The organism is Agromyces sp. Root81 (genome assembly GCF_001429165.1).
In the GTDB taxonomy this organism is placed as follows: Bacteria; Actinomycetota; Actinomycetes; order Actinomycetales; family Microbacteriaceae; genus Agromyces.
Window position 1 is genome coordinate 258,673 of record NZ_LMIR01000002.1, and the last position, 13,154, is coordinate 271,826.

The following is a 13,154-nucleotide window of genomic DNA, read 5'->3' on the forward strand; positions in this document are numbered from 1 at the left end:
TCTATGTTAGCGGGTTTCGGGAGCTCCGTTGACCACCTTCAGCACTTCGGGTCGCCGGCGGGCACGGTGCCGTCGAGGAAGTACGATTCGACGGCGTCGTTCACGCAGGCGTTCGACTTGTTGTAGGCCGTGTGCCCTTCGCCCTCGTACGAGACGAGCACGCCGCTCTCGAGCTGCTCCGCGAGCGCGACGGCCCATTCGTACGGAGTCGCGGGGTCGCCGGTGGTGCCGATCACCAGGATCGGCGCGGCGCCCTCCGCGTGGATCTCGGCGCGTTCGCGGTCGCCCTGGTAGGGCCAGTTCACGCAGCCGAGGTCACCGAACCCGAAGTACGGGCCGATGATCGGTGCGACCTCGGCGGTCGCGGCCGCGCTCTCGCGCATCACCGCGACATCGGACTGGTACGTGTAGTCGAGGCAGTTGACCGCGGTGAACGCCTCGGCCGAGTTGTCGAGGTAGGTGCCGTCTTCGCTGCGGCCGTTGTAGCCGTCGGCGAAGGCGAGCGCCATGTCGGCCTCGCCGAACATCACCGACTCGAACATGTCGTTCAGGTACGGCCAGGAGTCCGCACTGTAGAGCGGGTAGATGATCGCCGTGACGAGGGTGTCGGCGCCCACGAGGCGGCCGTCGGTGCCGCGCAGCGGGCTTGCTTCGACGGATGCCAGCAGCCGGCTGATCTCGTCTGCGGCCTCGTCGACCGTGCCGTCGAACGGGCATTCGCTGCCCGAGAGGCAGAACTCCAGGTAGGCCTTCAGCGCGTTCTCGAAGCCGATGGCCTGGGCCTGGGACACCTCGGACTCGCTGGCGGAGGGGTCGATCGCGCCGTCGAGCACGAGCTTGCCGACCTTGTCGGGATAGAGCTCCGCGTAGGTGGCACCGAGGAACGTGCCGTACGAGAAGCCGAGGTAGTTGAGCTGCTCGTCGCCGAGGATCGCGCGCAGCAGGTCCATGTCGCGCGCCGCGCTCTCGGTGTCGACGTTGCCGAGCAGAGCGCCGGTGTTCTCGGCGCAGGCCTCGCCGAAGGCCCGTTCGGTGGACTCGACCTCGGCGATCCACTCGTCGCTGCCGCGAACGCCGGGGGTGATGCCGTAGAGGTACTCGTCCATCTCGGGAGCGTCGTAGCAGGCCACACCCGACGATCGGCCGACGCCGCGGGGATCGAAGCCGACGACGTCGAAGCGCTCCTGCAGGGGCTGCCCGACGGCGTAGTCGAGCGAGTCCATCACGAAGTCGTAGCCCGAGCCGCCCGGGCCGCCGGGGTTCACGAGCAGCGAGCCGAGCTTGTCGCCCGTCGCCACGTGGCGCACGAGGGCGAGCTCCGTCTCGCCGGCCGAGGGATCGCTCCAGTCGAGCGGAGCCTTCGCCGTGGTGCAGCCCATGCCGTCGCCGCAGGGCTCCCACTTCAGCACCTGGCTGTAGAACGGCTCGAGCTCGGCGTCGACCTCTTCGCCCGTCGGCGTCGAGACCGGCTGCTGCGGGGTCAGGAACGAGGGCGCGCAGCCGCTCAGCGCGAGCAAGGCCGCGAGGGCGCCGACGATCGCGACGGCACGCGTGCCACGCGGCATCCCTTCGACAGCCTCAGTACGGCGCCGTCGTCTGGCGGTGGTCGTGTCGGTCATGCGGCCCCTCGTTCGGTGGTCGGTCGTCGGATGGCGGAGACGAGCATCGCCTCGAGCGCGAGCGCCGGCGAGACGTTGCCGTCGATGCGGGTGCGCGCCTGCTGGATCGCGTCGAGCGTCGCGAGCGTGCGAGCAGGCGAAGCGGATGCCGCGGCCCGCTGCATGCCCGCTTCGAGCTCGCGGTTCACGAGCGGCACGTCGGCGTCGAGCTGGATGAGCAGGATGTCGCGGTAGAGCGACGCGAGGTCGACGAGGATGCGGTCGATGCCGTCGCGGAGGCTTCGAGTGGCGCGGCGCTTCTGGTCGTCCTCGAGCGCCTTCAGCTGCGGACGCAGTGCGTTCGGCACGGCCTGGCCCGGCGCGACGCCGAGCGAGTGCAGGGCGCCGGCGCGCTCTTCGGCATCGCGCAGCTCGCCGATCGCCTTGGCGTCTTCGCCGGCGATCTCGATGAAGCGAGCGGCGGTCGTCACCGCGCCGGACGCGGAACGAACGGCGAGCGCGAGCTCGAGCGTCTCGGAGCGGCGCCGCCGCGCCTCTTCGTTCGTGGCGAGCCGGTGCGCCATGCCGATGTGGCTCTGCGACTCACGGGCTGCCCGCTCGGCGAGCACGGGATCGACGCCATCGCGGCGCTCGAGGAGCGCCGCGACATCCGCGATGCTCGGCACCTGCAGTCGCACCGAGCGCACGCGGGAGCGGATGGTCGGGATGAGGTCCGCCTCGCTCGGTGCGCAGAGGATCCACACCGTGCGCTCCGGCGGCTCCTCGAGCTCCTTCAGGAGGAAGTTCGAGGTCTGCTCGGTCATGCGGTCGGCGTCTTCGACGATGATGACCCGGTGCCGGCCGATCGACGGCGCGTAGTGCGAGCGGCGCACGATGTCGCGCACGTCGTCGCGCTTGATGATGACGCCCTCGGTCGCGAGCACGTGCAGGTCGGGGTGGCTGCGGGCGTCGACCTGGGCGCGTGTGCGTTCGTCGCCGTCGGGCAGGCCCGAGATGAGGGCGGTCGCGAAGGCGTAGGCGAGGTTCGAGCGGCCCGACCCCGGCGGGCCGGTGACGAGCCACGAGTGGGTCATCTGCTGAGCGGCGGCTCCGGCACCCGTGGCACCGTCGGCGCCGCCGACACCGGCGGACTCGGCGGCCGCGCGGAACAGCGCGATCGCAGCATCCTGCCCGGTCAGCTCACTCCACACGCTCACGGTTCAACGCTACCGTCAGCGGCTGACGATGCCCTCCGCGTGATCAGAGCAGCCCGGTCACTCGGGCGCGGATCGCGGCGGCGATCTCGTCGACGGGCGATGCGGCGTCGACGACGAGGAACCGATCGGGTTCGCCGGCCGCGAGTTCGAGGTAGGCGCCGCGCACCCGGTCGTGGAACTCGGATGCCTCAGCCTCGAGCCGGTCGTAGCGGGTGCGCGCGCTGTCGAGTCGCGCGCGCGCCGACGCGGCGTCGAGGTCGAGCAGGATCGTCAGGTCGGGCGCAAGACCTTCGGTCGCCCATTCGGAGAGCCCGCGCACCGCTTCGGGATCGAGCACGCGACCCGCTCCCTGGTAGGCCACCGACGAGTCGATGTAGCGGTCCTGGATGACGACCTCGCCGCGCCCGAGCGCTGGTCGCACGATGGTCGCGACGTGGTGCGCCCGGTCGGCGGCGTAGAGCAGCGCTTCGGCACGAGGCGCGATGTCGCCGCGGTGGTGCAGCACGATCTCGCGCACCTCGACGCCGACCTCGGTGCCGCCCGGCTCGCGAGTGCGCACCACCGTGCGCCCTGACTCGACGAGCCACGCGCCGAGGAGCTCGGCCTGGGTCGTCTTGCCTGACCCGTCGCCGCCCTCGAGGGTGATGAAGAGTCCGCCGCTCACTTCTCGGTCGCCGCCTTCTTCGCGGGAGCCTTCTTCGCCGGAGCCTTCTTCGCGGGAGCCTTCTTCGCAGGGGCCTTCTTGGCGCGCGGCGCCGCCGGCCCCTTGTCGCGCTTGATCTGCAGCAGCTCGACGGCGCGTTCGAAGGTGATGTCCTCGACGGACTCGGCGCGCGGGATGGTCGCGTTCGTGGTGCCGTCGGTGACGTAGGGCCCGAACCGGCCGTCCTTCACCTTGATCGGCTTGCCGCTCACGGGGTCGGCGTCGAACTCCTTGAGCGCACTCGAGGCAGTGCGGGCGCCGTACTTCGGCTGCGCGAACAGCTCGAGGGCTCCGTCGAGGCCGATCTCGAAGATGGCGTCTTCACTCGGCAGGGTGCGCGTGTCGGCGCCCTTCTTGAGATACGGGCCGTAGCGACCGTTCTGGGCGGTGATCTCGACCTCGGTCTCGGGGTCGACACCGACGACGCGCGGCAGGTTCAGGAGCTTCAGTGCGGTCTCGAAGTCGATCTCGGCCACCTGCATGCTCTTGAAGAGCGACGCGGTGCGCGGCTTCTCGGCCGCGGGCTTCTTCGCGGCACGCTTGGCCTTCGGCTTCGGCGCGTCGACCACCTCGCCGGTCGCCGGGTCGACGGTCGCTGCGGCCTCGGCCTCGGGAGCCGCGACGGGCTCGGGGTCGAGCTCGGTGACGTACGGTCCGAAGCGGCCGTCCTTCACGACGACCTCCTTGCCGTTCTCGGGGTTCACGCCGAGCACGCGGGCCTCCTGCACGGGCGCCTCGATGAGCTCGCGGGCCTTCGCCTCGGTGAGCTCGTCGGGCGCGAGGCCCTCGGGCAGGTTCACCCGTCGGGGCGCCGCGTCGGGAGCCGCGCCCTCGTCGACGATCTCGAGGTACGGGCCGTACTTGCCGATGCGCAGCGTGATGTCGGCCGCGATCTGCACCGAGTTGATCTCGCGGGCGTCGATCTCGCCGAGGTTGTCGACGACCTGGCGGAGACCCCGGTGCTTGTCGGAGCCGAAGTAGAAGCTCGAGAGCCAGTCGACGCGGTCGGCCTCGCCGGCGGCGATGTGGTCGAGGTCGTCCTCCATCTCGGCCGTGAAGTCGTACTCGACGAGGTCGCCGAAGTGCTCTTCGAGCAGCCGCACGACCGAGAACGCGACCCAGCTCGGCACGAGTGCCTGGCCGCGCTGCGTGACGTATCCGCGGTCCATGATCGTCGAGATGATCGAGGCGAACGTCGAGGGGCGGCCGATGCCGAGCTCCTCGAGTCGCTTCACGAGGCTCGCCTCCGTGTAGCGCGGCGGCGGCGACGTCTCGTGACCCTTGGCCTCGAGGTCGGCCATGGCGAGCGACTGGCGCTCCTTCAGCGGGGGCAGCTTCGCCTCGCCGGGCGTCTCTTCGGCGTTGCGCTCCTCGTCGCGGCTCTCCTCGTATGCGGCGAGGAAGCCGCGGAAGGTGATGACCGTGCCGCTCGCGGTGAACTCCGCGATCGTGCCGCCGACCGGCGCCGACGCCTCGGCGGGAGCCGGGGCATCCTCTGCCGTGGGCCCGACCTCGATCGTGACCGTGGCCGTCTGGCCCTTCGCGTCGGCCATCTGCGAGGCGACCGTGCGCTTCCAGATCAGGTCGTAGAGCTTGAACTCGCTGCCGCGCAGCACGCTCGCCAGCTCGGCGGGCGTGCGGAACACCTCGCCCGACGGGCGGATGGCCTCGTGCGCCTCCTGCGCGTTCTTCGACTTGCCGACGTACACCCGGGGCTTGTCGGGGATCGAGTCGGCTCCGTAGAGCGCGGTCGCCTGCGTCCGCGCGGCGGTGATCGCCTGCTGCGACAGCGACGACGAGTCGGTGCGCATATAGGTGATGTAGCCGTTCTCGTAGAGCGACTGCGCCACGCGCATGGTGTCGCGCGCCGAGAGGCGGAGCTTGCGGGCGGATTCCTGCTGCAGCGTCGACGTCGTGAACGGGGCAGCCGGGCGACGCGAGTACGGCTTCGACTCGACCTTGGAGACGGTGCGCGAGACTGCGTCGTCGGACAGTGCGGTCACGAGCGCAGCTGCGGTCGCCTCGTCGAGCACGACGGCCTTGCTCTTCAGCGTTCCGGCGTCGTCGAAGTCGCGGCCGGTCGCGACGCGCTCGCCGCCGAGACGCACGAGCTTCGCCTCGAACGAGGTGGCGCCCTCGGATGCCTCGGCGGAGAAGCGCCCCGCGAGGTCCCAGTAGCCGGCGGCGACGAAGGCGAGGCGCTCGCGCTCACGGTCGACGACGAGTCTGGTGGCTGCGGACTGCACGCGGCCGGCGGACAGGCCGGGGCCGACCTTGCGCCAGAGCACGGGCGAGATCTCGTAGCCGTAGATGCGGTCGAGGATCCGGCGGGTCTCCTGCGCGTCGACGAGTGCGGTGTCGAGATCGCGGGTGTTGTCCTTCGCCTTCTGGATGGCGTCTTTCGTGATCTCGTGGAAGACCATGCGGCGCACCGGCACCTTGGGCTTCAGCTCCTGCAGCAGGTGCCACGCGATGGCCTCGCCCTCGCGGTCCTCATCAGTGGCGAGGAGCAGTTCGTCGGCGTCCTTCAGCGCTCGCTTCAGTTCAGCGACGGTCTTCTTCTTGGAGTCGGAGACCACGTAGTACGGCTCGAAGCCGTTGTCGACGTCGACGGAGAACTTGCCGAGCGGGCCCTTCTTGAGCTCTGCGGGCAGGTTCTTCGGCTCGATGAGATCGCGGATGTGCCCCACGGAGGACAGCACTTCGTAGCCGTCACCCAGGTATTGGGCGATCGACTTCATCTTGGTGGGCGACTCGACGATGACCAGTTTTTTCGCGCCTGACACCAGACTCCTCTTTGTTGACAATTGGGACGAGAACGCACATTCGAAGCCGCGCCCCCGAGCGGTGTGCCATCAGCCGGCGAAAATGCTGCGCCGACAGCCACACCATACACACACTGGCCGGGAGGAGGCGCACCGGGCGAATCGGAATCGACCCGACGACGCGCGCGGAACCCCTTGCGCTTCGCGCGGCGCCGAGGAGAATTGCCCGCATGGACACCTCAACGACGGGCTCGTACACGGCGAAGCTGATCGACGGACCACTCGAGGGCAAGACGGTGGCCACCGCCTTCCTCGAGTCGGGAGATCCACGACCGCGCATCGAGCTGAACACCGACCAGGGCAAGCACTACATCTACTCCCGAGGTGCCGGCATGGAGTTCGCGGCGCCCGGCGACGATCGACCCACCGCGATCGACTATCGATTCGTGGAGACCGTCTTCGACTGAGCGATCGGACCGCGCCAGACGGTCGACGACCGCTTCGTGGAGACCGTCTTCGACTGAGCGATCGGACCGCGACGACGTTCACCCCATCCAGCCGGGAGGCCCCGCTCGCGCCGAGGCGGTGACCGAGAACCCCGGCACCGCCTCGATGACGACCGTGACGGATGCCGCGGGGCCGTCGCCCTCGCAGGAATCGAGCCGAGCGCCGTTGCGCGCAGCGATGGCGGCCGCGAGTCGACACGGCACGCCCGGCACGGCGCCCGAGATCGCGTCCGCCGCGGCGAGGGCGGCCGCGTCCGCGGCATTGGACGCCCGCTGCGACACGACGAAGACGCCGAGCAGTCCGATGAACGCCACGGCGAGCGCGGTCATCGCGCCGATGATGCCGACGGCGAGCACGGATGCCGCACCGCGCTCGTCTCCGCGGCGCACTCGCGCGTCACGCCGCGATGCGTCGGCCGACACCGGCGCGCGCATCACCGGCCACCCGTCACTGCGCAGGACTCGGCGCGCAACTCGATCGCCGCGAGCAGCCCGCCGCCGGAGGCGCTGAGCGTCGCGCACACGAACTCGCCCTCGATCGCCGCGGAGAGATCGGCCCCGCCCGAGACGCGGTCGGCGATGACGCCCGCCTCGGCCGCGGATTCGCCGCGCCCGAGTGCGCGGGCGGCGTCTGCCGAGGCATCCGTCAATCGCACCTGCTGCGCCGCCAATTGCACCGAGGCGAGGCAGGCGGCGAGCACGAGCGCGATGGCGGGAAGCGCGACCGCGAACTCCGCGGTCACGCCCCCGCGCTCGCTCTCAGCCGACCGTGAGCGCATTCCGCACAAGGTCGGTGAGGATGCCGCGCACCTCGTCTCCGCGGAGGATGATGACGAGGAGGCCGGCGAAGCCGACCGCCGCCATCGTCGCCACCGCGTACTCCGCGGTTGCTGCACCCCGCTCGCCGGCGAACCGCACGGCGATCCGTCTGACGATGGTGCGCGCACGGCCTCGACGAGTGCGCCCCCGGGGGCGTTCGATACTGGAGTTCGCGTGCATGGTGTTCCTTCCTGTGGTGCCGGCTCGCCGGCGGTCGGGTGGCACGAGTCGGGTCGGGTCACACGGCACCGCCGAGGGTGCCGGTGACGACCGAGATCATGAGCGGCGCGACGCCGAGCAGCACGAAGGCCGGGAGGACGCACAGTCCGAGCGGCAGCATCAGGCGCACTCCGAGCGCGGCGGCCCGTTCGATGCCGGCCGACCGCGCCGCGCGGCGCAGCCGGAACGCCTCGGCCCGGAGGAGCTCGGCGACCGGGGCGCCGGCGCGCGCCGCGAGGCCCAGCACGGCATCGACCTCCGCGCCGTCGCCGGCGTGCGGCACGTACCGCTCGATCGTGCCGCGGGCCAGGGCTCGTGCGCGGTCGATCGAGACTCCGCTCGACATCGCGATCGCGAGCAGTTCGAGTTCGAGGCCGGCGTCGGCGCGCGATCGCCCGGCGCGGGCGGCCAGCGCCGTGTTCCACCGGTGGCCGCCCCACAGGCACGCGAGGCCGAGCGCCAGGCAGACGAGTCCGATGGGGTTGCCGAAGAGCACGCCGAGCGTGTCGAAGCCGAGCGTCGCCCCGAACAGCACCGCGATCGCGGGCAGCGCCATCACGAGTCGTGCGCTCGCCGCCGGGCCCGCGAGCGCGGCACGCACCTCGCGGCGGAGTTGTGCCTCGTCGCGGAGCACCGCGGCGAGCTCCCGCAGGCTTCCCGCGAGCGGTGCACCGGACTCTGCGGCCACGCGCCACGCCGCGGCGAGCACCGGCCAGGCAGCGGATGCTCCGGGGTGCGCCTGCAGCGCTTCGGCGATCGCCGGCGCAACCGGGTCACCGCGTTGCGCGGCCGACGCCGCGAACGAGAGCACCTCCGCGTCGGGCGCCGGCGCCGACTCCGCGCCGACGTGGCTCCACGCGCTCACCGCGGGCACGCCGGCCGCGAGCAGCACGGCGAGTCGCTCGGTGAGGGCGGCGATCGCGTCGACCTCTGCGGCCGGGTCGCGCCGCCGTCGCAGCCCGAGGCGGTGGAGGAGTCGGGAGGGCCGCGGCATCCGCTCGCTCACATCGCCTCGACCACGAGGCGGTCGTCGCGCTGCTCGAAACGGCCCATCTGCGCGAGTCGGCGTCGGCCGTCGACGCGCTCGAGGTGGAGCACGATGTCGAAGGCGCTCACGGTCTGTCGCGCGAGGGCGTCGGGCGAGAGGCCGGCGATCGACCCGAGCGCCTCGAGCCGTGCCGGAACGTCGGCGAGCGAGTTCGCGTGCAGCGTGCCCGCCCCGCCGTCGTGGCCGGTGTTCAGCGCCGCGAGGAGTTCTCTGAGCTCGGCCCCACGGCATTCCCCGACCACCAGGCGGTCGGGTCGCATGCGCAGCGCCTCGCGGAGCAGCGCGTCGAGCCCCACACGACCGCTTCCCTCGAGGTTCGCCTGCCGCGCCTCGAGCGAGACCACGTGCGGGTGGTCGATCTGGAGCTCGGCGACGTCTTCGATGACGACGAGTCGCTCGTGCACAGGCGCCTCGGCGAGCAGCGCCGCGAGCAGCGTGGTCTTGCCCGTGCCGCCCGCCCCGGTCACGAGGAGGTTCCTGCGCGCGCCGACCGCCTGCCGCAGCACCGCCTCCTGGGCGGCGTCGACCATGCCGGCCCGCGCGAGGGCGGCGAGCGGGAATCCCCCGGGCCGGGGAACGCGCACCGAGATCGTGGTGCCTGCCGCCGACACGGGCGGCAGCACGGCGTGCACCCGGATGCCGGCGCCGAGGCGCACATCGACCGCGGGCGTCGCCTCGTCGATGTGCCGCCCGCCCCGCGCGATCAAACGCACGGCGAGCGCGCGCACCTCGGCCTCGTCGGCCGTCCAGCCGTCGTCGCGCTCCGCGCCGCCGCCGCGATCGATCCAGAGGCCGCGATCGCCGTTCACGAAGAGATCGGTGACCGGTCCGTCGAGGGCGAACGGTTCGAGCGGCCCGAGCACGGACAGATCCGCCCCTGGCCGGTGCACCGCGTCCGTCGACGCGGAGCTGCGACCCGCATCGAGGTCGCGAGCGAGCTGCGCATCGCGCGGTGCGTCGGGAGCCGCCGGGGCGCGCGACGGCGAGCCGCCGGCGTCCCGAGGACCGAACGCGCGCTCGGCAGCCGGCGGGACGAGTGGTTCGCGCTGCCAGGACGGCGACGCCACGAAGGCATGAGTCATGTCGCGAGCGTAGGAAACGACTCGGCACCCGAGGCATCCGCTCGACCGCGGATATGGAAAGAGCCTCCCCCACGCCGTTGTGGAGGAGGACTCGATCGGATGCAACGCCGACAGGGCGATGCTTCTTTAACAAAAGGGGGCGGCACCCATTGGGGGGAACAGGTGCCGCCTCGGCAGCGCAAGGATTGGGGGGAATCGCGAGCGCTGCAGGCCACGAAACGAGTGTTCGGGCGGTACTCAGCATACGGCTTGCGGAAGGATGCGCAAGCATTTTTTGTCCTCATTTGTGCCGACACACAGAAATCTCTGCGCTTGGACACAGGAAGGCGCGCCCTTCGACCGGAAAATCCATCTGCGACGCTACACGACGGCAGGATTCCTCACCTCATCGGAGCGGCGGGTAGTGTGCTGCGTGGGGCAGGCGACCCATCCGAAGAACACTCGCGAAGGAGCGACTGAAGAACCATGACCGTTCAGATCGATCACGCGCTCGAGGAGATCCGGCGATTCCGCCCGAGCCCCGAGTTCGCCGCCCAGGCCGTCGCCGATGAGCGTCTCTACGAAGACGCAGCGGCCGACCGACTCGGCTTCTGGGCCGACCAGGCCCGCGGCCTCCTCTCCTGGAGCACCCCGTTCACCCAGACCCTCGACTGGTCGAACCCGCCGTTCGCCAAGTGGTTCCACGACGGCGAACTGAACGTCGCGTACAACTGCCTCGACCGGCACGTCGAGGCCGGGCTCGGCGATCGCGTCGCCCTCCACTTCGAGGGCGAGCCCGGCGACAGCCGCTCGATCACCTACGCCGAGCTGACCGCCGAGGTCAAGCGCGCGGCGAACGCGCTGCTCGCACTCGGCGTGCAGGCCGGCGACCGGGTCGCGATCTACCTGCCGATGATCCCCGAGGCCGTCATCGCGATGCTCGCGTGCGCCCGCATCGGCGCCGTGCACTCCGTCGTCTTCGGCGGGTTCTCGTCGAAGAGCCTCCAGTCCCGCATCGACGACGCGCAGGCCGAGGTCGTCATCACGGCCGACGGCGGCTACCGCAAGGGCAAGGCGTTCCCGCTGAAGCCGACGGTCGACGAGGCCATCGCGGCCGCCGAGACCACCGTTCGCTCGGTGCTCGTCGTCGACCGCACGGGCGGCGACATCGACTGGGTCGAGGGGCGCGACGTGTCGTGGAGCGAACAGCTCGCCGCCGTCGACGCGGAGCACGAGGCACAGGGCTTCAACGCCGAGCACCCGCTGTTCATCCTCTACACCTCGGGCACGACCGGGAACCCCAAGGGCATCCTGCACACCTCGGGCGGTTACCTCACGCAGGCGGCGTTCACGCACAAGAACGTCTTCGACCTGCATCCCGAGCGCGACGTCTACTGGTGCACGGCCGACGTCGGCTGGATCACCGGTCACTCCTACGTCGTCTACGGACCGCTCGCCAACGGCGCCACGCAGGTGCTCTACGAGGGCACGCCCGACACGCCGCACCCCGGCCGCTGGTGGGAGATCATCGAGAAGTACCGGGTCTCGATCCTCTACACGGCGCCCACCGCCATCCGCTCGTTCATGAAGCAGGGACGCGACGTCGTCCGCGACTACAACGTGCGGTCGCTGCGCCTTCTCGGTTCGGTCGGCGAGCCGATCAACCCCGAGGCATGGATCTGGTACCGCCACGTCATCGGCGGCGGCTCGATCCCCGTGGTCGACACGTGGTGGCAGACCGAGACCGGCGCGATCATGATCTCGGCGCTGCCCGGCATCACCGACCTGAAGCCCGGTTCGGCGCAGGTTCCGGTGCCCGGCATCTCGATCGACATCGTCGACGACGAGGGCAACCCGATCGAGGGCGAAGGCGGCGGACTCCTCACGATCACCGAGCCGTGGCCGTCGATGCTGCGCGGCATCTGGGGCGACCCCGAACGCTTCAAGGAGACGTACTGGGAGAAGTTCGGCGACAAGTACTTCGCCGGCGACGGCGCCCGCCGCGATGAGGACGGCGACATCTGGCTGCTCGGCCGCGTCGACGACGTCATGAACGTCTCGGGCCACCGGCTCTCGACCGCCGAGATCGAGTCCTCGCTCGTCGCCCACCCGTGGACGGCCGAAGCAGCGGTCGTCGGCGCCTCCGACGAGGCGACGGGCCAGGCGGTCGTCGCCTTCGTGATCCTGAAGGCCAGCCAGGCCGACCATGTGACCGACGTCGCGGCGGCCAGCGACGAACTGCGCAAGCACGTCGCCCAGCAGATCGGCGCGATCGCCCGGCCCCGTCAGGTGTTCATCGTCAACGAGCTGCCGAAGACGCGCTCGGGCAAGATCATGCGACGCCTCCTCCGCGACCTCGCGGAGGGCCGCGAGATCGGCGACACGACGACGCTCGCCGACACCTCGATCATGCAGGTCATCGGCGAGCAGGTGAAGTAGCCGCTCAACGGCCTCGAAACGACGGATGCCGCGTCGGGAGCGATCCCGACGCGGCATCCGTCGTTCGTGGTGAGGCTCTGCTAGGCGAACTCGACCACCAGTTCGAGCTCGACCGGCGAGTCGAGCGGCAGGACCGTGACCCCGACCGCCGAACGGGCATGGCGGCCGGCGTCGCCGAAGATCTCGCCGAGCAGCTCGGATGCGCCGTTGATGACGCCCGGCTGGCCGGAGAACGACGGGTCGGATGCCACGAAGCCGACCAGCTTCACGATGCGGGTGACCCGGTCGAGCGAGCCGATCTCGGCACGCACGGCCGCGAGGGCGTTGAGCGCCGCAGTGCGGGCGTACGCCTTCGCATCGTCGGCCGGCACGAGCCCGTGACCGTCGCCGACCTTGCCGGTCGCCGGCAGTGCGCCGGCCGTGAAGGGCAGCTGGCCCGAGGTGTAGACGTGGGCGCCGGTGACGACGGCGGGCACGTACGCGGCGACGGGCGGCGCGACGTCGGGCAGCGCGATGCCGAGCTCGGCCAGACGCGCCTCGACGGCGGCCATCAGGCCTGTCCCTCGAACTGCTTGGCGGCCTGCGCAGCGGCGGCTGCGCCCGCGGATGCCGCGGCCGACGACTCGCCGCCGGTCGGGCGCTTCAAGTAGGCGACGAGGCCGCCCTCGGGCCCCTGCACGATCTGCACGAGCTCCCAGCCCTCGGAGCCCCAGTTGTTCAGGATCGCCGCCGTGTTGTGGATCATCAGCGGAGTGGTGATGTACTCCCAGGTCGTCATG

13 protein-coding genes are annotated in these 13,154 nt (G+C 70.9%); 2 read left to right on the top strand and 11 right to left on the bottom strand.

Translation table 11 applies throughout. The features are described from left to right. Window positions 1-38: 38 nt before the first annotated feature. The 4 genes from ASE14_RS06130 to topA are packed head-to-tail and all read right to left on the bottom strand — an operon-like array spanning window position 39 to window position 6,304. The gene (locus tag ASE14_RS06130; protein WP_082600251.1) at window positions 39-1,619 is read right to left on the bottom strand and encodes an alpha/beta hydrolase; all 1,581 of its coding nucleotides are present in this window, start codon (window positions 1,617-1,619) and stop codon (window positions 39-41) included. After that, window positions 1,616-2,815 (bottom strand): DNA polymerase III subunit delta', encoded by a 1,200-nt coding sequence (locus ASE14_RS06135; RefSeq protein WP_056652338.1) that lies wholly within the window; start codon window positions 2,813-2,815, stop codon window positions 1,616-1,618. Before ASE14_RS06135 ends, ASE14_RS06130 begins: the two co-directional genes overlap by 4 nt. A 43-nt stretch (window positions 2,816-2,858) precedes the next feature. Continuing rightward, the gene (gene tmk, locus ASE14_RS06140; protein ID WP_056652342.1) at window positions 2,859-3,479 is read right to left on the bottom strand and encodes a dTMP kinase; all 621 of its coding nucleotides are present in this window, start codon (window positions 3,477-3,479) and stop codon (window positions 2,859-2,861) included. Then, window positions 3,476-6,304, bottom strand: a complete 2,829-nt coding sequence (gene topA / locus ASE14_RS06145; protein ID WP_082600253.1) for a type I DNA topoisomerase — start codon at window positions 6,302-6,304, stop codon at window positions 3,476-3,478. Before topA ends, tmk begins: the two co-directional genes overlap by 4 nt. A 209-nt stretch (window positions 6,305-6,513) precedes the next feature. Between topA and ASE14_RS06150 the strand changes: the two genes are divergently transcribed. Continuing rightward, a complete protein-coding gene (locus ASE14_RS06150; RefSeq protein ID WP_056652348.1) occupies window positions 6,514-6,750 on the top strand; it encodes a hypothetical protein in 237 nt (78 codons plus the stop codon). A gap of 78 nt (window positions 6,751-6,828) precedes the next feature. Here the strand turns inward: ASE14_RS06150 and ASE14_RS06155 are convergent, their stop codons facing one another. The 5 genes from ASE14_RS06155 to ASE14_RS06175 all read right to left on the bottom strand — a co-directional run bounded on the left by ASE14_RS06155 (window position 6,829) and on the right by ASE14_RS06175 (window position 9,957). Further along, entirely contained in the window at window positions 6,829-7,212 is a 384-nt protein-coding gene (locus ASE14_RS06155) for an Rv3654c family TadE-like protein (protein WP_235511124.1), read from the bottom strand. Window positions 7,213-7,223: 11 nt separating this feature from the next. After that, window positions 7,224-7,532: a TadE family type IV pilus minor pilin gene (locus ASE14_RS06160; RefSeq protein ID WP_235511125.1), complete on the bottom strand. Its 309-nt coding sequence runs from the start codon at window positions 7,530-7,532 to the stop codon at window positions 7,224-7,226. Between the two features lie 16 nt (window positions 7,533-7,548). After that, the gene (locus ASE14_RS06165; RefSeq protein ID WP_235511402.1) at window positions 7,549-7,725 is read right to left on the bottom strand and encodes a DUF4244 domain-containing protein; all 177 of its coding nucleotides are present in this window, start codon (window positions 7,723-7,725) and stop codon (window positions 7,549-7,551) included. Between the two features lie 121 nt (window positions 7,726-7,846). Then, window positions 7,847-8,821, bottom strand: coding sequence for a type II secretion system F family protein (locus ASE14_RS06170; RefSeq protein WP_056652356.1), 975 nt, complete (start codon window positions 8,819-8,821; stop codon window positions 7,847-7,849). A gap of 8 nt (window positions 8,822-8,829) precedes the next feature. Next, window positions 8,830-9,957 carry a TadA family conjugal transfer-associated ATPase gene (locus tag ASE14_RS06175; protein ID WP_082600255.1) on the bottom strand — a complete coding sequence of 376 codons (1,128 nt, stop codon included), beginning with the start codon at window positions 9,955-9,957 and terminating at the stop codon, window positions 8,830-8,832. A 465-nt stretch (window positions 9,958-10,422) separates the two neighbouring features. Between ASE14_RS06175 and acs the strand changes: the two genes are divergently transcribed. Next, a complete protein-coding gene (gene acs, locus ASE14_RS06180) occupies window positions 10,423-12,375 on the top strand; it encodes an acetate--CoA ligase (protein WP_056652358.1) in 1,953 nt (650 codons plus the stop codon). Between the two features lie 80 nt (window positions 12,376-12,455). Here acs and ASE14_RS06185 read toward each other — a convergent pair whose 3' ends face one another. Both ASE14_RS06185 and ASE14_RS06190 read right to left on the bottom strand, forming a co-directional pair. Continuing rightward, entirely contained in the window at window positions 12,456-12,926 is a 471-nt protein-coding gene (locus ASE14_RS06185; RefSeq protein WP_056652361.1) for a RidA family protein, read from the bottom strand. Then, complete coding sequence (locus ASE14_RS06190; protein ID WP_056652364.1) at window positions 12,926-13,153, bottom strand: hypothetical protein; 228 nt, start codon at window positions 13,151-13,153, stop codon at window positions 12,926-12,928. The genes ASE14_RS06185 and ASE14_RS06190 overlap by 1 nt, the downstream gene beginning before the upstream one ends. Window position 13,154: the final 1 nt, after the last annotated feature.

Excerpts from the sequence above, each read along its gene's own strand:
- acs (WP_056652358.1), top strand. The coding sequence starts at position 10,423 with ATGACCGTTCAGATCGATCACGCGCTCGAGGAGATCCGGCGATTCCGC.
- ASE14_RS06185 (WP_056652361.1), bottom strand. The coding sequence starts at position 12,926 with ATGGCCGCCGTCGAGGCGCGTCTGGCCGAGCTCGGCATCGCGCTGCCC.
- ASE14_RS06130 (WP_082600251.1), bottom strand. The coding sequence starts at position 1,619 with ATGACCGACACGACCACCGCCAGACGACGGCGCCGTACTGAGGCTGTC.
- ASE14_RS06170 (WP_056652356.1), bottom strand. The coding sequence starts at position 8,821 with ATGCCGCGGCCCTCCCGACTCCTCCACCGCCTCGGGCTGCGACGGCGG.
- ASE14_RS06150 (WP_056652348.1), top strand. The coding sequence starts at position 6,514 with ATGGACACCTCAACGACGGGCTCGTACACGGCGAAGCTGATCGACGGA.
- ASE14_RS06190 (WP_056652364.1), bottom strand. The coding sequence starts at position 13,153 with ATGACGACCTGGGAGTACATCACCACTCCGCTGATGATCCACAACACG.
- ASE14_RS06175 (WP_082600255.1), bottom strand. The coding sequence starts at position 9,957 with ATGACTCATGCCTTCGTGGCGTCGCCGTCCTGGCAGCGCGAACCACTC.